Consider the following 18,582-nt stretch of genomic DNA (forward strand, 5'->3'; position numbering starts at 1 on the left):
CCACAGCCGGAAATTGACTTCTGTTGACCCCTACTAAACACAGCTGAGATAGAAAACAGCAAAGCAAGCCAATCACTTGCCTTGCTGTTATAAATTTTCTATAAAAATATTGATACCACCTTAATTACCCCCCAAAGCCAACCACTCAGGGCCAATAAAATGCCTATCTGTACCCAAATCCTTAAAGAAGAACTAGATAGCGCATTCACAAAAAACTCCGAAGTCGACCTACTGACCATACTAAAAAACAATTCAATACTCTTTTACAAATTACACTTAAGAAAACATGGGATTCAGCCAATTTTCGCAGAAGTCCCCTTTGATAACGAGCTGCGGTGTGATTTTTGCTGGTTAAATGACAACTCAGATGGACCTGAGTGGGTTCTGGTTGAAATAGAAAAACCAAACCTGAAAATATTCACCCAAAAAGGCACACCAACAAGTGAAGCCAATCATGCGATAGAGCAAGTCAAATCTTGGCGTCGGCACTTTGAAAAAAATCCAGATAGTAAAAAAAGGATATTTGGTGCTGTTGCAAAATTTCGATACATACTTGTAATGGGATCAAGAGAAGATTGGCAGAAAGAGCAGACATCTAGTTGGCGATCAGATTTCAACAAAGAAAGCAATATTGAAATTCGCTCATCCCAAATATTTTACGATGCATTAAAGCTATACACTGAACACGAAGAAGAATTTTGGAGCTTCATTGAACACAAAGTTGCCCGCCCAAGCACACAACTTAAATCGTTCTGGAGGGAGAGCAGTTACATTTCTCAATGGCGAAATATAATTTAACCCCTCACAAAGTAGCTATAAAGCCAACAAATCACACCTAAAATATTCCTAGCAAAAATTAGCTTTTTTATACTCATCATTGACTACCCGCCATTAACACTGCTACATTCCGGCCTTGGTGCTGAACACACCTTTTGTCAGGCGGCCGCCCGCGCCCGAAAGCGCGGCATCTGCCATTAAGCTTTCCAAAACGTACCTGCCCTTGGTGCGCCCGGACTTTATGGCCGGGTAGCGCGCAGCCATACAAGACTCTGGCAACAGGGAAAACCTGCGGGCGGTCCTGACACCGTGTTCAAGTACCTGGCCGCCCCTCTGAACAGGGGGCGAAGCTGAACAACTGTCAGGAGTTCATCATGGATAAACATCCAATCCCCACGCCTTCCATCACCAAACTCGAAACCGCGGACGCGCTGGCCAACGGCCTGGAAGCGCTGAATCTGTTGCGCCCGCTGCTGGTCAGCATGCGCCAGCAGATCGCGCTGCCACGCCCGGATCTGGTACAGCTGAAGGGCCTGTGTCACGCCGCCGGCTGGATTGCCGACGAGTACCACAGCTATCTGGAGGCGATGTGGCAGGAGGAGACCCGTGACAGAACCCTAAGGTTCTGAATCCGGCCGCTGAACGGAAAAGGCGCAAGGCATTCCGCCTTGCGCCCTTCAGTTGGCCACTCTTGAAGACTACGCAGCGGCCTTCAAGCCAGCCGCATCTCCATCACATCGTCGTCCATCACAAAGCCGTTGCCGATGTCGAACACCGCCTGCTCCCGCAAGGTAAAACCACGCTGCTTGTACACCGCGATGGCGCCGGCGTTGTGCTTGTTCACCGTCAAGACCAGGGTATGGCAGCCGCGCTGCCGCGCCGCCCGCTCCACCGCGTCCAGCATATAAGCACCCAGGCCGCGGCCGCGCATCTCCGCCAATAAATACAGCTGCTCCAGCTTCATCTCGCCCGGCGTCGCCGTCAGCGCGTAACTGCAATAGCCCACCGCCCGGCCATCCAGCTTCAATAGCCCAAACCAGCGATCCGGCGCGTCCAGATAGGCGGACAGCTTCTCCGGGACATAGCGGCCGGCCAGCATGTATTCGATCTGCTCGCGGCTGATCATGCTGATGAAATGCTGATGCCAGATCTCGTCGGCCAGCTTGGCCAAGGCGGGAAAATCGGCGGCGGTCAACGGATCCAGGCAAATGTTTTGGCTCATGCGCGGCACTCTCCAGGTTGAACAGTCATAAAAGGAAAATGTGGGCGATACCGCTCGCCGACAAGTCCGGAGGCATTCGATTCAGCGCGGCGGCTTCACCCGAGTTGCCAAGACAGTTAGAATACAAACATCATAAAACGGCGCTAAAAACCAGCCGCCGCCACCTTCCCGCAGCGAGACCCCATGCACTTCATCTTTGATATCGACGGCACCATTTGCTTCAACGGCAGGACCATCAGCCCGGCCATCCAGGACGCGCTGGACAGCCTGCGCCGGCACGGCCACCAGTTGGGCTTTGCTTCCGCCCGCCCCTACCGCGACATTCTGCCCTTGCTGGATGCTCGCTTCCACGACGTGCTGATCATCGGCGCCAACGGCGCGATGAGCCATCGGCAAGGCCAGTTGCACCGGCTGAATCCCATCCCGGACCCGGTGTTCGCCGACGTCACCCAACTGGCGCAACGCTTCGCCGCGTCCTATCTGGTGGACCTGAGCTGGAACTACCACTACAACGGCGACGCCAGCCACCCCTTCCTCAACAAGGTGGACCCCGGCAAACTGGCCAGCCATGTCGGCGCCGAAGACATCCGCCAGCCGGCCAAGCTGCTGATCACCGCCTGCACCGACGTCCCCGGCCTGCGCCGGGAACTGGACGCCCACGCCGGCGTGGAGCTGCACCACCATTCCGACGAACAGATCTTCGACATCACCGCCGCCGGCGTCAGCAAGATGGCCGCGCTGCGCCAATGCGGCATCGCCGCCGAGGAGCTGATCTGCTTCGGCAACGATAGCAACGATGTCAGCATGTTCCTGGACGCCGGCCACTCGGTGCAGGTGGGCGCCCATCCGCGGCTGGCGGAACTGGCCAGCGAACGCTTGCCGCTGGACCAGGACATTGAAGCGCGGCTGGTGGACGCCATCGCGCGGCTGAGCCGCGAACGCGCGCCGGCGCGGCGGGATTGAAAAAGCGCGCTCCGCCGAGGATAAAGAAGATGGGGCCGCTCACAAAGAGGCCGACTCGCCGTTGATGCACGGCCTGCGTTTGCGCGCCTTGTCTCTGGCTCTCTGCAAGATGGCGTGAGCGGAGCCAAGCAGGTTCCCGCCGTCTCCCTACCCGCCTCAATTCCGTGGAGCGCCCATGGCCGCCACCCTAAAGCTGTCCGAACTGATCAGCTCGCTGAGCTACGCGCTGGACATCACCGAAGGCCAGCCCGAAGGCCATTGCATCCGCAGCTGCTGGATAGGCATGCATATCGGCCAATGCATAGGACTGCCGCCGCAACGGCTATGGGATTTGTACTACGCCATCCTGCTCAAGGACCTGGGCTGCAGCAGCAACGCGGCGCGCATTTGCGAGCTCTACCAGACCGACGACCGCAGCTTCAAACAAGACTTCAAGCAAGTGGGCGCCGGCCTGCCGCAGCTGCTGGGCTTTGTGTTCAAGAACACCGGCACCCACAGCGAGGGCTGGGCGCGGCGCGCGGCTTCCGTTCTCAAAGTGCTGCGCCACGGCAGGACGATGGCGGACGAACTGATCAACACCCGCTGCCACCGCGGCGCCGACATCGCCCGCCAGCTGCGTTTCAATGAAAACGTGGCGCGCGGCATTCAATCGCTGGACGAACACTGGGACGGCTCCGGCCGGCCGCTGGGGCTGCGCGGCGACGCCATTCCGCTGAATTCGCGCATCGCGCTGCTGGCCCAGGTGATAGACGTGTTCCACATCACCCACGGCCGCCAGGCGGCGCTGGAGCAGGCGCTGCGACGCGCCGGCGGCTGGTTCGATCCGGAACTGGTGGCCGCCTTCCGCCGCGTAGGCGCCCGGTCGGACTTCTGGCGGCAGCTGGAGGCCGACGACATCGACCAGGCGGTGCTGAGGCTGGAGCCGGCCCAATACGCGGTGCCGCTGGACGAGGACTATCTGGACGAGATTGCTGAGGGTTTCGGCCAGGTGGTGGATTCCAAAAGCCCGTTCACCGCCGGCCACAGCCAAAGAGTGGGCCATTACGCCGACCAGATCGCCGCGGAACTGGAGCTGGGCCAGGAACGGCGACGCTGGCTGAAACGCGGCGCGCTCCTGCACGACGTGGGCAAGCTGGGCGTCAGCAACACCATACTGGACAAGCCCGGCAAGCTGGAGGCGGACGAATGGGAGGCGGTCAAACGCCATGCCGCTTACACCGAAGCCATCCTGGGCCGCATCGAACACTTCGCCGAACTGGCCTGGGTGGCCGGCGCCCACCACGAGCGCCCGGACGGCGGCGGCTACCCCCGCGGCCTGTCCGGCGACGCCATCGCGCTGGAAACCCGCATCATCACCGCCGCGGACATCTTCGACGCCATCAACGCGGAACGCCCCTACCACCCGGCCACCCCCGCGCCGCAAACGCTGGACATCATGCGTCGGCACCTGGGCAGCGCCATCGACCCCGCCTGCTTCGCCGCGCTGGAACAGGTGCTGCGCCAGGAGGGCGCGCTGTCTTGAGCGCATAAAAAACCGCCGGCGCAAGACCGGCGGTTTTAGTTTCGGATGACGGTTGTCACTCCAGTTGTTCGTTCAGCTTGAGCTTGCCCACCAGCCAGGTGTGATCGTAGCTGACGATCTCGAACGGATTGCCGAAGGGATCGACAAAGGACAGCGAGCAGAAAAAGCGATGATCGCGCACGGAGTCCCGGGCGATGGTCTGGCCGTCGCGATTGGTGACGCGCTCGCCGGCCAACTGGTCTATCCACTCCAGAAAATCCTGGCCGCTCACCACAAAGGCGATGTCGCCCTGGTGATTGGCCTCCCCGCTCTTGTCTTCGCTCACCGCCAGGCGCACCGCGCCGTTGGCGTTGGCCAACATCACCGCTCCGTGCGGGCCTTCGCGCATATGCTTGTAGCGCGGGTCCGGGGCCATGGCCAGCACGCGCTGATACCATTTCAGGGCCTTGGGCACGTCAGTCACACGAATGTGGATGTGATCGATCTTGCCTAAAGTCAGCATGACTTCCTCATATTGTTTTTGATGCGATGGCCCTTGGGCGACGCGCCGTCCAGCTGGGCTGGCGACGCTGTTCGCCCCTTGCCGCCGCCGGTATTTCTTTATAACAGCAAGCTGTCTATCCGCGCATTGTACTTGATTGCCATCAGCCTTGCTCGCGCTGCAACAAAGGCTGCAAATAGCGCCCGGTATGGCTGACCGGATTGGCCGCCACTTGTTCCGGCGTGCCGGTGGCGATGATCTGACCGCCGCCGGCGCCGCCTTCCGGCCCCAAATCTATCAGCCAGTCTGCGGTTTTGACCACGTCCAGATTATGCTCGATCACCACGACGGTGTTGCCGCTTTCGCGCAGGCGGTGCAGCACTTGCAACAGCAGGTCGATGTCATGGAAATGCAGGCCGGTGGTGGGCTCGTCCAGGATGTACAGGGTGCGGCCGGTGTCGCGCTTGGACAATTCCAGCCCCAGCTTGACGCGCTGGGCCTCGCCGCCGGACAGGGTGGTGGCGCTCTGCCCCAGGCGGATATAGCCCAGGCCCACGTCCATCAGCGTTTTCAGCTTGCGCGCCACGGTGGGCACCACGCTGAAGAAGTCCAACGCCTGCTCCACCGTCATTTCCAGCACTTCGTGAATACTCTTGCCCTTGTATTGCACTTCCAGAGTTTCGCGGTTGTAGCGCTTGCCGTGGCATACGTCGCAAGGCACGTAGACATCCGGCAGGAAGTGCATTTCCACCTTGATCACGCCGTCGCCCTGGCAGGCCTCGCAGCGGCCGCCCTTGACGTTGAAGGAGAAGCGACCCGGCCCGTAGCCGCGCTCGCGCGACAGCGGCACGCCGGCGAACAGTTCGCGAATGGGGGTGAACAAGCCGGTGTAGGTGGCCGGGTTGGAGCGCGGGGTGCGGCCGATCGGGCTCTGGTCTACGTTGATCACCTTGTCCAGCTGCTTCAGGCCCTGGATGTCCTGGTAGGCCGCCGGTTCTTCGCTGGCGCCGTTGAGTTCGCGCGCGGTGATCTTGTACAGGGTGTCGTTGATCAATGTGGACTTGCCGGAGCCGGACACGCCGGTAATGCACACCAGCATGCCCAAGGGCAGGTCCAGGGTGACGTCCTTGAGGTTGTTGCCGCTGGCGCCGATCAGGCGCAGCATGCGCTCCGGATCCACCTCGCGGCGCTCGCCGCCCAGCGCGATGCGGCGGCGGCCGGACAAGTAATCGCCGGTGACGGAGTGGGCGCAGGCGGCCACTTCCGCCGGGGTGCCGGCCACCAACACTTCGCCGCCGTGCTCGCCGGCGCCCGGCCCCATGTCCACCAGGTAGTCCGCGGCGCGGATGGCGTCTTCGTCGTGCTCGACCACGATCACGCTATTGCCCAGATCGCGCAGCCGCATCAAGGTGGCCAGCAGGCGGTCGTTGTCGCGCTGATGCAGGCCGATGGACGGCTCGTCCAGCACGTACATCACCCCGGTCAAGCCGGAGCCGATCTGGCTGGCCAGACGGATGCGCTGCGCCTCGCCGCCGGACAGGGTGTCCGCGGAACGGGACAGGTTCAAGTAGTCCAGGCCCACATTATTGAGGAAGGACACCCGCTCGCTGATTTCCTTGACGATTTTCTCCGCCACCGCCTGTTTCTGGCCGCTGAAAGCCAGTTGGGCGAAAAAGCCGGCGGTGTCCTTCAGCGGCATCTGGTTGATCTCGTACAGCGTCTTGTCGCCGACGAAGACATGGCGCGCCTCCAGGCGCAGCCGCGAGCCCTGACAGTGCGGGCAGGGCTGGTTGTTCTGGTACTTGGCCAGTTCCTCGCGCACCGCGGAGGAGTCGGTTTCGCGGTAGCGGCGCTCCAGATTGGGGATGATGCCCTCAAACGGATGCGCGCGGCTGAATTTGGTGCCCTTCTCCGACATATAGCTGAACTCGATGCTGTCGCGGCCAGAGCCGTGCAGCACCACGTTGCGCACTTTTTCCGGCAGGTCTTCAAAGGCGAGTTCGGCCACGGAAAAACCGTAATGCTCGCCCAGCGCCATCAGCATCTGGAAATAGAACTGGTTGCGCTTGTCCCAGCCCTTGATCGCGCCAGCGGCCAGGCTCAGTTCCGGATGCGCCACCACCCGGCGCGGATCGAAGAAGGTGATTTCGCCCAGGCCGTCGCACTTGGGGCAGGCGCCCATGGGGTTGTTGAAGGAGAACAGCCGCGGCTCCAGCTCCGGCAGGCTGTAGGAGCACACCGGGCAGGCGAACTTGGCGGAAAACCAGTGTTCCTTGGCGCTGTCCATTTCCACGGCGATGGCGCGGCCCTCGGCGTGGCGCAGCGCGGTTTCAAAGCTTTCCGCCAGCCGCTGTTTCATGTCCTCGCGCACTTTCAGGCGGTCTATCACCACTTCTATGGTGTGCTTCTTGTTCTTGTCCAGCTTGGGCACGGCGTCGAGTTCAAACACTTCGCCGTCCACCCGCACCCGCACGAAGCCCTGGGCGCGCAGGTCTTCGAACAAGTCCAGATTCTCCCCCTTTCGGCCGACGATGACCGGGGCCAGGATCATCACCCGGCTTTCCTCCGGCAAGGCCAGCACATGGTCCACCATCTGGCTGACGGTTTGCGAGGACAGCGGCACGCCGTGCTCCGGGCAGTGCGGCTCGCCGACGCGCGCGTACAGCAGACGCAGGTAGTCGTGGATTTCTGTGACGGTGCCCACGGTGGAGCGCGGGTTGTGGCTGGTGGCCTTCTGTTCGATGGAGATCGCCGGCGACAGGCCTTCGATCAGGTCCACGTCCGGCTTTTCCATCAATTGCAGGAACTGGCGCGCATAGGCGGACAAGCTTTCCACGTAACGGCGCTGCCCTTCCGCGTACAGGGTGTCGAAGGCCAGCGAGGATTTGCCGGAGCCGGACAGGCCGGTAATCACGATCAATTGGTGGCGGGGCAAATCCAGGTTGATGTTCTTCAGATTGTGCGTGCGTGCGCCGCGAATGCGAATGCTGTCCATATTGGAGCGTAACTCACCGTCGGTCAGGGAACCTGTTAATATACCTGACTTGGCAAGTCTGACTCCACCAGTCTTTAACGCGCGGCGTCATCCGGAACGGCGCCGGACCGTTACTAGAACCATGGGGCGCGGCCCGCAGGCCGCAGCCCGCCAGCAACACAAACGACGCACACAAGAATGAACGCAACAGAACTCCGGGCCAGCCTTGGCCTCGCCGGCATCTACGCCCTGCGCATGCTGGGCATGTTCCTGATCCTGCCGGTATTCGCCCTGTACGCCCAAACCCTGGAAGGCGCGAACAATCACACGCTGATCGGCATCGCGCTGGGCAGTTACGGCCTGACCCAGGCCCTGCTGCAACTGCCGCTGGGCATGCTCTCCGACAAGATAGGCCGCAAGAAGGTGATTTACGGCGGCTTGCTGCTGTTCGCGCTGGGCAGCTTCGTCGCCGCCGGCGCGCACGACATCGCCACCCTGACCGTGGGCCGGGTCATCCAGGGCGCCGGCGCCATTTCCGCCGCCATCACCGCGCTGCTGGCGGACCTGACCCGCGAGGAAAACCGCACCAAGGCGATGGCGATGATAGGCATGTCCATCGGCACCACCTTCGCCGCCAGCCTGGTGCTGGGGCCGCTCTTGGCCAAATACATCGGGGTCAACGGCATTTTCGCGCTCACCGGCGTGCTGTCGCTGGCGGCGCTGATCGGCGTCTGGCTGATCATCCCGGACCCGGTCAGCTCCCGCTTCCACTCCGACACCGAGGCCAACGCCAAACGGCTGCCGGCGGTGCTGAAAGACCCGCAGCTGCTGCAGCTCAATTACGGCATCTTCGCCTTGCACGCGGCGCAGATGGCGATGTTCGTCACCATCCCCTTCGCGCTGATCAAGACCGCGCACCTGGACAAGACCCAGCACTGGCAGGTGTATCTGCCGGTGACGGTGATCGGTTTCCTGCTGATGGTGCCGGCCATCATCTACGGCGAGAAAAAGGCCAGGCTCAAGCAGGTGTTCGTCGGCGCCATCGCGCTGATGGCCGCCGCCCAACTGGGCATGGCGATGGCGCTGGACAGCTTCTGGCAGATCGTGGCCTGGCTGGGCCTGTATTTCATCGCCTTCAATATTCTTGAAGCCACGCTGCCGTCCTTGATTTCCAAGATCGCCCCGGCGGATGCCAAGGGAACCGCGATTGGCGTGTATAATACCGCCCAATCCCTTGGCCTGTTCCTGGGCGCGGCCGTCGGCGGCTGGCTGTACACCCGCTACGGTCCGGCCGGCGTGTTCGGCTTCACCAGCCTGCTGATGCTCACCTGGCTGCTGTGGTCGCTGGCCATGCGGCCGCCCAAGCCGGTGCGCTCGGTGATGTATCACATCGGCGAGGACTGGCGTGGCGACGCCGGCGATCTGTCCCGCCAATTGGCCGGCGTGACCGGCGTGCATGAAGCCGTGGTCGTGTTGGAAGACCGCGTGGCCTACCTGAAGGTATCGCAGCGGCAGTGGGACGAGGCGACGGTGCAGCGCCTGATCGGAGCCACGTTCTGAGCTGCGGCGACAGGCCAAATATTTAGATTTTTATTCGGAGACATCTGATGAACAGCATCACCTTTGACGGCCGTCTGGCCGCCGACGCCGAACTGCGCTACACCCCCAGCGGTGAGCCGGTACTGTCGTTCCGCGTAGCCAGCGACATCGGCTTTGGCGAGCGCAAGAGCACCAACTGGTTCAGCTGCCAGGTATGGGGCAAGCGCGGTGAGTCGCTGAAGAACTACCTGGCCAAAGGCCAGCAAGTAACCGTTTACGGCCAACTGACCCTGCGCGAATGGCAGGACAAAGAAGGCAATAAACGCCTGTCCCGGACGTGCGCGTCAATGAACTGAGCCTGCAGGGCGGCCGCAATGAAATGGGCGGTTCCGGCGGCGGCATGAGCGGCGGCGGCATGGACGATGGTTACGGCTACAACGCCCCGGCCCCGCGCCAGGAAGCCCCGCCCGCGCCGCGCCGCCAGGAGCAGCGCCCGGCGCCCAAGCAACTGGACGACATGGACGACGACATTCCGTTCTGAGAGGAACCACTTAACTAAGTGTTAAGTACGGCTGGAAAACAAGAGGTTAATCAATCGGTTAGCCCTCTTTCTTCCAGCCTTTTTATTTACGCCAAAAAGTCGTATCACCGGAACCACATTTCGGGCTGTAAAGTTATCCCACCTTCTGCTTGGTGAGATATGACTGATTATTCAATCCGAAACGTACGTCTCGCTTCCGGTGAGCTCATGCCTCTGCTGGTTGCCGGCAGTCCTTTAGGACTGCCAATCCCTTTAGCAGCCCGCTATGCAATCACCCGATTTCGCTCGCGTGGACTGGCCGCTAATACCATTTGCCAACGGCTCATGGCCTTGGCGCTCTTTTACCAGTTTTTAGCTGAACATGGCATTGAACTAGAAGAGCGTGCCTCCAAACGCCAATTTCTGACTCAAGAGGAACTGGTGGGTCTTTCCGACTACTGCCGCCAGTCTCATGCAGCAAGTAAGCAAGCGGTGGTCACCCCCTCCTTTGCCTTGCTGCGCTATACCGTCGCCATAGACTATTTCTGCTGGGTTGCTGAACCGATCATTGCCCGCATTGTGGATGATGCCCGTCGTGATGCAGCGTATGGCGCCTTGCAAAGTTTCCTAAAGATCACTCGCAGTATCGCCCCGCGTCGAGTGCTAGTTCAGAGTGAACGGCTGGGCCTCTTGCCCGAACAACGGACATTATTTCTTCGAGTAATTCAGCCTGGTAGCCCAGAAAATCCATTTCGTCCAGAGCTGCAATTTCGCAATTACGTGATGCTGTTGCTGGAGTTTCAGCTTGGCCCGCGTGGCGGCGAAGTACTGGGACTAAAGACATTTGACGTCGACTTCAGCGAATCCCCTGCCACTCTCACCATCCACCGCCGGCACGACGACCGGGACGACCCGCGTGCGACGCCTGCGGCAACTAAAACCTATGGTCGGCTCCTTGCGATAGGGGATCACTTGCGGGATGTGCTCGATGTGTGGTTGAGCAAGGAACATCGGGGCAACAAAGCACGTTATCCCGCTGCAGCAAAGCACCCCTATCTTTTTGTCAATTACCGCGGCGAACCACTCAGTATTCGCGGCTTCCGCAAAATCATCGAAACCTTGCGGCGACGCCATCCCACTTTGGGAGGCCTGTGTCACCACATCCTGCGCCACGACTGGAATGACCGTTGGGTCGATGCTGCCGAGGAAGAAGGCTGGGACAGCAATATCAGCCTGCGCGACCAGAAATATGCGATGGGCTGGAGTGACAATTCCAGCATGCCGTTGCGTTATGCCAAGCGTGCAATTCGCAACTCTACTAATAAAAAAATCCTGCGGCTCCACGCGAAAGGAGCATCCAAATGAGCAGTGTGTCCAAATTACAAACAAGTATAGATTTTGGTGCGCGATCAATCGAGCCAGCATTTAACACAAAGGTGCTGACTTGGTCTGGGAGTACCGTTGATACTTCAGGCAAAAAGTGGAGAATAAGTGCTAGGCGCACACTAAATTGGGAGTTAATACCTCTGCGACCAGGCACTACATTACAAGCGACTTTAGCTTACTTTCGCAACTGCCTTCGACAGTTAAGCGACGATACTATTTTCGGAAAATTCAAGAGTCTAAAAACCATTTTTGGTACCGCTATCGAAGCTAATTTTGACATCAGCAATGCCATTAAAATTGATATGAGTTTTTATGAAGCCATACGTAATTGTTTACTTAAAAAGGTATCGCCGAACACCGTTCGAAGCCATCTCCAAACCTACCGGAACTGGTATTTGTGGTGCACTGATGCCGAGCTTGAAGGGTTTAACGAAGAAGTCGCAACTGTATTGGAAAACCGGATTATCGGTGGAAACATAAAAGGCGCAGCAGTGTTGCGCAACGACCCTAACGAAGGCCCCCTACACAAAATCCAATTTGATGTACTGACGGCTCGGCTGCGTCAGGCGGAAGAAAGCCATACGCTCTCGATCGAAGTACTGGCGGCTGCTTGGTTATTTATAACTTATGGTACCAACACCAGAAACATGCTACTGCTTAACGAAGAAGATCTGATCAAGACGCGACTTATCGATGGGAGCGAAGTCTACGAACTACGAATTCCACGTATCAAGAAACGCCAGCAACAAGAGCGGACGGATTTCAAAACCCGTGCCCTGCCACCAGGTATCGGCCAGCTATTAGAAAAACTGAAGCAGCAGAACGCACGCCAGCGACGCTTAGCATTACTGGATCACAACCCCACTCGTTTCACCCAGCCAATGTTTCGGCGCAAGAAACCGTACGCCGAATTGCTCGACACCGAATTTGCAGCGGAAGCGTATCGCCAGCCATCCTTCTGGTTCAACATAGTTCTAGCACATGTAGTGGATAAGCTTGGGTTGAAATCGGCAGATGGTGAACCACTACGTCTGTCCCCGCGCCGGCTGCGCTACACCTTTGCCACCCGTCTGGTCCAAGAAGGGGCCTCACCAATGGAACTGGCCGAAGCCCTGGATCACACAGACCTGCAACACGTCATGGTCTATTTCAACACCCGCTCTGACGCCGTGGTACGTCTCGACAGCGTATTGACGCTACCACTGACGCCCATAGCGCAAGCCTTTATGGGCATGGTGGTGCCAGATGAAAACCAAGCGAAACGTGGAGATGACCCGGCAAGTCGTATCAAATTTCTGAATCGAGAACAGCATCAGCTGAAAACCGTAGGCACCTGTAGCAGTTTTGGTTTTTGCGAACTAGCCGCTCCCATTGCCTGCTACACCTGTTTTAAATTTCAGCCTTGGCTAGATGCACCACATCAAGATGTATTGGATTGGTTGGTCAGCGAGCGAGAAAAGCACCTAGCGCGCGGCGTTGACCCCAAAATGACGCAAATTCACGACACTACCCTACGCGCGGTTAATGAAGTGATTCACCTCTGTCAAACAATTCGTCACAACACAGGGGACATGCCATGACATTCCAAACAGCCGCGCACAAGGCCGCCCAAGCCAATTTGGCTAAATTTATCGAAGCCGCCCGTTCTGCCATTCCATTTGGCCCCATACAGTGGGAGGCGGTATGTTGGGAAGTCCCGAATAAAGCTCGTGCCTCTAGCGGCCGCAAAGTGGAACGGCTCTGGTTCAATGCAAACTTCACGAAGAAAACGACCCTCAGCAATGTGCTGCCTTTTCCAGAACCATTTGCTTCGTTCGTCAAAGCCTTTGTATGTCATCGCGAAAGTCGTCGTGAAAATGGACTTGCCACGCTCGACCACATGGTGGCGATTCGTGCGCTTCGCTATCTCTTCTCCGTCCTTCAGGATCGCGCGGATACGCCCATCGCCTTCATCCATGCAGATTTTGACAATGCGATTAATCTTTGCCTCCGCAAGGAACAGCATTCATCTGCCTATCGGATTGGCTGCAAACTCGCAGAAATCGCGGAAGTTATCGATCAGCAGCGTTTGGTCCCAATTCGCATCGAATGGCAGAACTCCGTACCCCGCAACAATGATGCAGGTGGCACCTTTCACAGTCGGGTCGGCCACGCATTTACCGAACACCGCATGCGAAAGTTACCGTCTGACGCGGTTATGCAAGCTCTGGCTGAGATCGCAAATCGAACAGACCTTGAAGATCATGACCTGCTCCGGCAGCGCGCCATCGATTTATTGGTATGTGGCGGGTTCCGTATCAATGAGTTGCTGACATTGCCCCATGATTGTTGGCGTGCGGAAGAGCAGCTAAGCGAATCAGGGCAACCGTTGCTCGATCGCCATGGGCGGCCGACCACACGATTCGGCATTCGCTACATCCCGGAAAAAGGCGGACATACCGAGACCCAGACCAAGTGGTTACCGACCGTCATGCAGGATGTGGCCAAGCGCGCTCTAAACGATATCCAGAGCATCACCCAACCATTCAGGGAAATCGCCCGATTTATGGCGGATCACCCTGATCGGACTTTGCTACCGGAACCGTGGCATGCGTTACCTGCCGATGCACTGTTGAACATGGAAGAAATAGCCATAGCGGTGGGCCTGAAAAACAGAGTTAGCGCCAAAACCTTCGCAAGAAGCAGTGGGCTGCCATTCCACAAAAAACCTGGTAAAAACCGACTTATTGATGCATTGAGAAAAAGTGATCTGGAGTCGCACCTCACCTCGCTTTCCGTATTAGATAATATTTTTCCGCAAGGGCAAGCTCATTACCGACTGCACGAATGCCTGTTCGTGATCGGGGTAAACTTTATTGGGGCACATCGTGGAACCTTGAATGGCACTGCCACATTACTTACGGATGGCCAGATAAGCGATTACGTGATCGGCCGTACAATGGGATATTCGATTTTCGCGCGGCTTAATTACACCGACGAGCAAGGCTCCCCCTGAAAGTGACCTCACACCAATTTCGCCATTGGCTAAATACCCTTGCCAACGAAGGCGGTCTCTCTCAGTTGGAAATTGCTCGCTGGATGGGCCGAAAAGACATCAGCCAGAACGCAGCATATAACCATATGACCGGCGTGCAATTAGCTGCCAGCATTCATAGCAAATTACAAAAAGGCGCAGTTCAAGGCGTGATCGCTGACACGGCGATACGCATCAAAAATCCACAACGGCGTAAGGAATTCATTGACTCACTAACGACAACCGCCCACATGACCGATTTCGGCATCTGTCTACATGACTGGTCAGCGCTCCCATGCCCAAAACATGCTGCATGTAATACTTGCGAAGATCACTTGATTGAGAAAGGGAATCCGGAACATCGTGAACGAGCCGCAGAGCTCAAGCAGGATACGGAAATGTTGTTGCAGTTAGCGCAAGAAGAAAAAAAAGCAGAGTCCTATGGCGTCGACAATTGGCTGGACCACCAGCAACGTACCTTGGTCCGCCTAGAAGCCGTTCTGAGCCTGCATGACGACCCCGACATCGCCGATGGCACCTTGGTCCATCTTGGAAAAAAGATTGCTCGAGAATCTGAACTGAAGGGCTAGATAGTGCCACCAAGAACACGCAAACCAAAGCCACACCGCCGACTCTTGACCGAAAACCAGATCAAGCATGTTGCTGCCCTCATCAAGGCCTGGCCTCAATCGGCTCCTCCAACATGGAACGATGTCGTAACCCTAGTGGAACAGGAACTGCGCCATCGCTGGACTCGCCAAGCGCTGCAAGCGCACAGTGTGATTAAACAAGCTTATGATGATCAGAAAGTCGCTCACCGCGCTCAGCGGAACACTGGCAAAAAGCCTATTGTACGACCTCCGCATGAGGTCGTTCTGGCACAAACAGTAGAACGACTAAAGAAAGAAAATGCGGAACTTAGGGAAACTTTGCGTCACTATGATGAATTACTGATTCGCCATGTAGCTAATGCAATCCGGTACGGCATAACACATGAGCAATTAGAACAACCGATCATTGCCCCCTTCCGCCAGCAAACCGATCAGCGGCAGAACAATCAGAAGCGCAAATGATGAATGTGCAAAAAAATGCTATATATCAGGAGCCAAGCCACCAACAGATTGGCGTACCAAACTACTAGAGATATAGGCTTCGACATTACAGGATTCAGGATAATGCCCATTACGATCAGAGATACGATTATGGCCCGCTACTCATGGCAATTCCAGAGAGGCCGAAAAATCGACAATTGCGTACCGACGCAATGGCTCCCCGTCGTGGAAGAGCTGTGCATGTCGATTGAGGAGACAATTCCCGTGGCGGATCGACCGGCGTTCTATTGGCTAGATATCAAAGAGAAACACGGCGCCCTAGCGGTCGACTATGTGGCTCCCAGCAATATGGCCAGCAAAATCGAGGCCTTAGTTGCAGCCGCTATAGTACGTATCCCCCTACTGTGATGAAACGATAGAAAAGGAAACTCGGCCCACCTGCCTACGGCTGCGGGCCCTGCTGCAAGTCACCGTTCGACAGAGGCATTTCATTCTCTGCGGCTTCGATCAGCTGGTTTGGGCGCAGCCCAAGCGCTCCGGCCAGTTTGAAGATCACTTTGACACTGGCGCTGTTTCTTCCCAGTTCCAGGAGCGAGATGTAGTTGCGCTCCACTCCGGCTTCGAAAGCCAGCACTTCTTGCGACATGTGTCTGTTTTTTCGCAGTTTTCTCAACGCCCTTCCAAACGCAACTTCCGGTTCCACTTAGTTCTCCTGTAGGAGAGCCAAGCGTCCTGTTTCGCTATGCTGGAGTCTTCACAATATATTGGGCAAAATCACTCATATAAGACTTCGTCATCAATGATAGTGGTTTCTTCAGGGCGTACCATGAGTATCGAAAACAACCTCCCAGAGCACCTGTCCACCCTTCGCCTTAAAGGTAAAACCCTTCAGTTCATCGTGTTGCGCGGCACCGCACTGGAGGATAAAACGTGGTCAGAGACCCATATCAGCTCGACCCGCAACGGCTATGGGCAGGTTTCTAGCGTCCAGAGCCACAACGTTCTCAAGCGAGAATGTTGGATCCGACTGGAAAATGGTAAGGAGCGGGTGATTGCACTGCCCGACGACAGCGCGTTTTCGGTCCGGGCCGGCCAAGCGATCACACTGATTGGCGTACACAGTCAGCATCTCGAGAAGAACACGGTTTACTACATTGCTCTTGTCAATCACGCTGCAGAGAGATGGGTCGCGCTAAACCAACGCGATGTGCTCCGGCGACTGGCGAGAGCCAACAGTGCCGCAGCACAGGGGCTAGCTAATCTGTTTGTCTTTGCCACGCTTGGCGCCGGCGCGATCGTGCTCATGCTCATTAATAGATCGATACACAGTAACTACGCGGTACCGATCAACCAACATGTCCAGCAGATCGCCCAATGGAGCCTCCAACGGGCCTAGACGTCCATACCCAAGCGAAAAGCGGGGTAAGATAGGCCTGCTCCTCCAAAATAAGGCATAGCCATGAAAGCTTTGGTGGTCAGCGATCTGCACCTGGAGTTCTCGACACTGAACCTGGATGTCTCTGGCATCGATATCGTTATCCTCGCCGGCGACATCCATCTGGGAACGCGTGCCTTTCCGTGGATTCTGGCTCAATGCGCCGGCCTACCGGTGATCTATGTACCCGGCAACCATGAGTTCTATCGCGGGGAATACAGCCGCGTCCTGCGTGATCTTAGGGCCGCAGCTGCCAAGACGCCGAACGTTCATCTCCTCGACAAAGAGAGCCTTGTCATCGGCGATCTCGAGTTCCTGGGGCCATCTTGTGGACCGATTTCGCCCTCAACGGTGACACGCCAGAAGAGGTACGCATCGCGGAATCCTTTGCGGCGACTCGCCTGGCGGATTTCACGGGGACCATTCGTTTTGAGGAACACAGCAACTTCCGCCGCTTCCGGCCCAGTGATACGGCATTGCTACACGCTGAAGCCAAGGCTTGGCTCGCCAGCCGCTTGTATGAGCCAAGTGAGAAGAAGCGAGTTGTGATCACACATCACCTACCTTCCACCCTCAGCGTCGCCCCCAGATTCCAGACCGACCAACTCTCCCCTGCCTTCGCCAGCCGGCTCGATCCGTTGGTTGAGCTCGCCGACGTGTGGATCCATGGGCATACCCACGACAGCTTCGATTATCAGCTCGGGAAGTGCCGGGTTGTCTGCAACCCACGTGGCTACGTAGTTGCTGACCGACCTCCAGAAAACACATCGTTCGCGCCAGGACTAACCATCACCCTCTGAACGCTTGGGATACGCGGTCATCAGCGAAAGGTGAATGTTTATGGGGAAATGTCGAACTCAACAAATCGAAAGATGTGTAGCTAGCAACAATGATTTCTGGCTTTGCAGCCTCAGGACACGTCGGGCGAATTGCTGAGCTATATGGCGTATTGAGGACAACCATTTACAATGGTTGCACCAATCAAGCCACATGAATCAGACCGATCATGAGTGACGACGATACCAGCATAGCGCCGATAGAAATCGACAAAGTTCGAGCATCAAAGGCGGGCCATGCTTTTCATGAAGCTTGGGCTGCGCGCACCGCTCTTGAACTCCTGCCGCCGTCGACCGACCTTACCGCTATCACGCTCGAGGGTTTCGATGAACGAGACGAACAGGGCTTGGGAACCGGCGCGGTCGAGATTGCTGATCTTGTCCGGTACCACGGCGCCACCGATGTTGCCCGGGCGCATCGAGTCACAGTCGTTCAATTCAAATACTCGATCGCGAGTGCCGAAACGGCAGTTCGGGCTGCTGACTTGGCATCAACTCTCGCCAAGTTTGCCGCGACCGATGCCGAGCTTCGGGCGACGCATGGCGATGACCATGTTATCGCCGTAGTCCGGTATGAGTTTGCCACGAACAGGCCCATCCACGAGAACTTAGGGAAGGCGATCTCAGCGGTTGTTGCAGGCACGCAAGAAACCGGTGATGTAGCCCGCCAAGCAGGCCAGATCGAACAAGCCCTGAAAGAGTACCCCCATCCCTTTGCTGACCTGCTGCAGCGATTGGAATTGGTCGGCAGCAAGGGAAGCTTGACCGAGGCTGAGCGTGCGATTTCAACAATGCTCGCCGCATGGAGCGAACCAGGCGATCCGGATGCGGAGAAACGCCTGCTCAAGTTGCGGAATCTCAT

Annotated in this window: 19 protein-coding genes and 1 pseudogene; 16 read left to right on the forward strand and 4 right to left on the reverse strand. The window is 57.4% G+C overall.

Annotated features, from left to right (window positions below):
• Nucleotides 1-159: 159 nt before the first annotated feature.
• Nucleotides 160-798: a Shedu anti-phage system protein SduA domain-containing protein gene (locus HQN78_RS10060; RefSeq protein WP_235089315.1), complete on the forward strand. Its 639-nt coding sequence runs from the start codon at nt 160-162 to the stop codon at nt 796-798.
• Between the two features lie 353 nt (nt 799-1,151).
• Entirely contained in the window at nt 1,152-1,406 is a 255-nt protein-coding gene (locus HQN78_RS10065; protein ID WP_235089316.1) for a hypothetical protein, read from the forward strand.
• 83 nt (nt 1,407-1,489) lie between these two features.
• Here HQN78_RS10065 and HQN78_RS10070 read toward each other — a convergent pair whose 3' ends face one another.
• Nucleotides 1,490-1,999 (reverse strand): GNAT family N-acetyltransferase, encoded by a 510-nt coding sequence (locus HQN78_RS10070; protein ID WP_235089317.1) that lies wholly within the window; start codon nt 1,997-1,999, stop codon nt 1,490-1,492.
• Between the two features lie 183 nt (nt 2,000-2,182).
• On the opposite strand from HQN78_RS10070, the gene HQN78_RS10075 reads away from it, so the two are divergent.
• Both HQN78_RS10075 and HQN78_RS10080 read left to right on the forward strand, forming a co-directional pair.
• Entirely contained in the window at nt 2,183-2,962 is a 780-nt protein-coding gene (locus HQN78_RS10075; protein ID WP_235089319.1) for an HAD-IIB family hydrolase, read from the forward strand.
• Nucleotides 2,963-3,137: 175 nt separating this feature from the next.
• Entirely contained in the window at nt 3,138-4,484 is a 1,347-nt protein-coding gene (locus HQN78_RS10080; RefSeq protein ID WP_235089320.1) for an HD-GYP domain-containing protein, read from the forward strand.
• 55 nt (nt 4,485-4,539) lie between these two features.
• Here the strand turns inward: HQN78_RS10080 and HQN78_RS10085 are convergent, their stop codons facing one another.
• Complete coding sequence (locus HQN78_RS10085) at nt 4,540-4,986, reverse strand: VOC family protein (RefSeq protein WP_235089321.1); 447 nt, start codon at nt 4,984-4,986, stop codon at nt 4,540-4,542.
• Between the two features lie 142 nt (nt 4,987-5,128).
• Nucleotides 5,129-7,960, reverse strand: coding sequence for an excinuclease ABC subunit UvrA (uvrA, locus tag HQN78_RS10090; RefSeq protein WP_227103974.1), 2,832 nt, complete (start codon nt 7,958-7,960; stop codon nt 5,129-5,131).
• 177 nt (nt 7,961-8,137) lie between these two features.
• Between uvrA and HQN78_RS10095 the strand changes: the two genes are divergently transcribed.
• The 9 genes from HQN78_RS10095 to HQN78_RS10135 all read left to right on the forward strand — a co-directional run bounded on the left by HQN78_RS10095 (nt 8,138) and on the right by HQN78_RS10135 (nt 15,857).
• Nucleotides 8,138-9,499, forward strand: coding sequence for an MFS transporter (locus HQN78_RS10095; protein WP_235089327.1), 1,362 nt, complete (start codon nt 8,138-8,140; stop codon nt 9,497-9,499).
• Nucleotides 9,500-9,546: 47 nt separating this feature from the next.
• Entirely contained in the window at nt 9,547-9,834 is a 288-nt protein-coding gene (locus HQN78_RS10100) for a single-stranded DNA-binding protein (protein ID WP_235089331.1), read from the forward strand.
• A complete protein-coding gene (locus HQN78_RS10105) occupies nt 9,816-10,019 on the forward strand; it encodes a hypothetical protein (protein WP_235089333.1) in 204 nt (67 codons plus the stop codon). Before HQN78_RS10100 ends, HQN78_RS10105 begins: the two co-directional genes overlap by 19 nt.
• 207 nt (nt 10,020-10,226) lie before the next feature.
• Nucleotides 10,227-11,363 carry a tyrosine-type recombinase/integrase gene (locus HQN78_RS10110; RefSeq protein ID WP_235089335.1) on the forward strand — a complete coding sequence of 379 codons (1,137 nt, stop codon included), beginning with the start codon at nt 10,227-10,229 and terminating at the stop codon, nt 11,361-11,363.
• A complete protein-coding gene (locus HQN78_RS10115) occupies nt 11,360-12,964 on the forward strand; it encodes a tyrosine-type recombinase/integrase (protein WP_235089337.1) in 1,605 nt (534 codons plus the stop codon). The genes HQN78_RS10110 and HQN78_RS10115 overlap by 4 nt, the downstream gene beginning before the upstream one ends.
• A complete protein-coding gene (locus tag HQN78_RS10120) occupies nt 12,961-14,379 on the forward strand; it encodes a hypothetical protein (protein ID WP_235089339.1) in 1,419 nt (472 codons plus the stop codon). The genes HQN78_RS10115 and HQN78_RS10120 overlap by 4 nt, the downstream gene beginning before the upstream one ends.
• A gap of 2 nt (nt 14,380-14,381) precedes the next feature.
• Entirely contained in the window at nt 14,382-14,987 is a 606-nt protein-coding gene (locus HQN78_RS10125) for a hypothetical protein (protein WP_235089342.1), read from the forward strand.
• 135 nt (nt 14,988-15,122) lie between these two features.
• A complete protein-coding gene (locus HQN78_RS10130; protein WP_235089344.1) occupies nt 15,123-15,470 on the forward strand; it encodes a hypothetical protein in 348 nt (115 codons plus the stop codon).
• A 102-nt stretch (nt 15,471-15,572) separates the two neighbouring features.
• The gene (locus HQN78_RS10135; RefSeq protein ID WP_235089346.1) at nt 15,573-15,857 is read left to right on the forward strand and encodes a hypothetical protein; all 285 of its coding nucleotides are present in this window, start codon (nt 15,573-15,575) and stop codon (nt 15,855-15,857) included.
• A 34-nt stretch (nt 15,858-15,891) separates the two neighbouring features.
• Here the strand turns inward: HQN78_RS10135 and HQN78_RS10140 are convergent, their stop codons facing one another.
• Nucleotides 15,892-16,152: a helix-turn-helix domain-containing protein gene (locus HQN78_RS10140; protein ID WP_235089348.1), complete on the reverse strand. Its 261-nt coding sequence runs from the start codon at nt 16,150-16,152 to the stop codon at nt 15,892-15,894.
• A gap of 123 nt (nt 16,153-16,275) precedes the next feature.
• On the opposite strand from HQN78_RS10140, the gene HQN78_RS10145 reads away from it, so the two are divergent.
• The 3 genes and pseudogenes from HQN78_RS10145 to HQN78_RS10150 all read left to right on the forward strand — a co-directional run bounded on the left by HQN78_RS10145 (nt 16,276) and on the right by HQN78_RS10150 (nt 17,684).
• A complete protein-coding gene (locus tag HQN78_RS10145) occupies nt 16,276-16,845 on the forward strand; it encodes a hypothetical protein (protein ID WP_235089351.1) in 570 nt (189 codons plus the stop codon).
• A 63-nt stretch (nt 16,846-16,908) separates the two neighbouring features.
• Nucleotides 16,909-17,112 (forward strand): annotated as a pseudogene (locus HQN78_RS25820) (metallophosphoesterase); the annotation flags it as partial.
• 98 nt (nt 17,113-17,210) lie between these two features.
• A complete protein-coding gene (locus tag HQN78_RS10150) occupies nt 17,211-17,684 on the forward strand; it encodes a hypothetical protein (RefSeq protein WP_235089352.1) in 474 nt (157 codons plus the stop codon).
• Nucleotides 17,685-18,582 lie beyond the last annotated feature (898 nt).

The sequence above is a fragment of the Chromobacterium sp. Beijing genome (assembly GCF_021496765.1).
Lineage (GTDB): Bacteria > Pseudomonadota > Gammaproteobacteria > Burkholderiales > Chromobacteriaceae > Chromobacterium.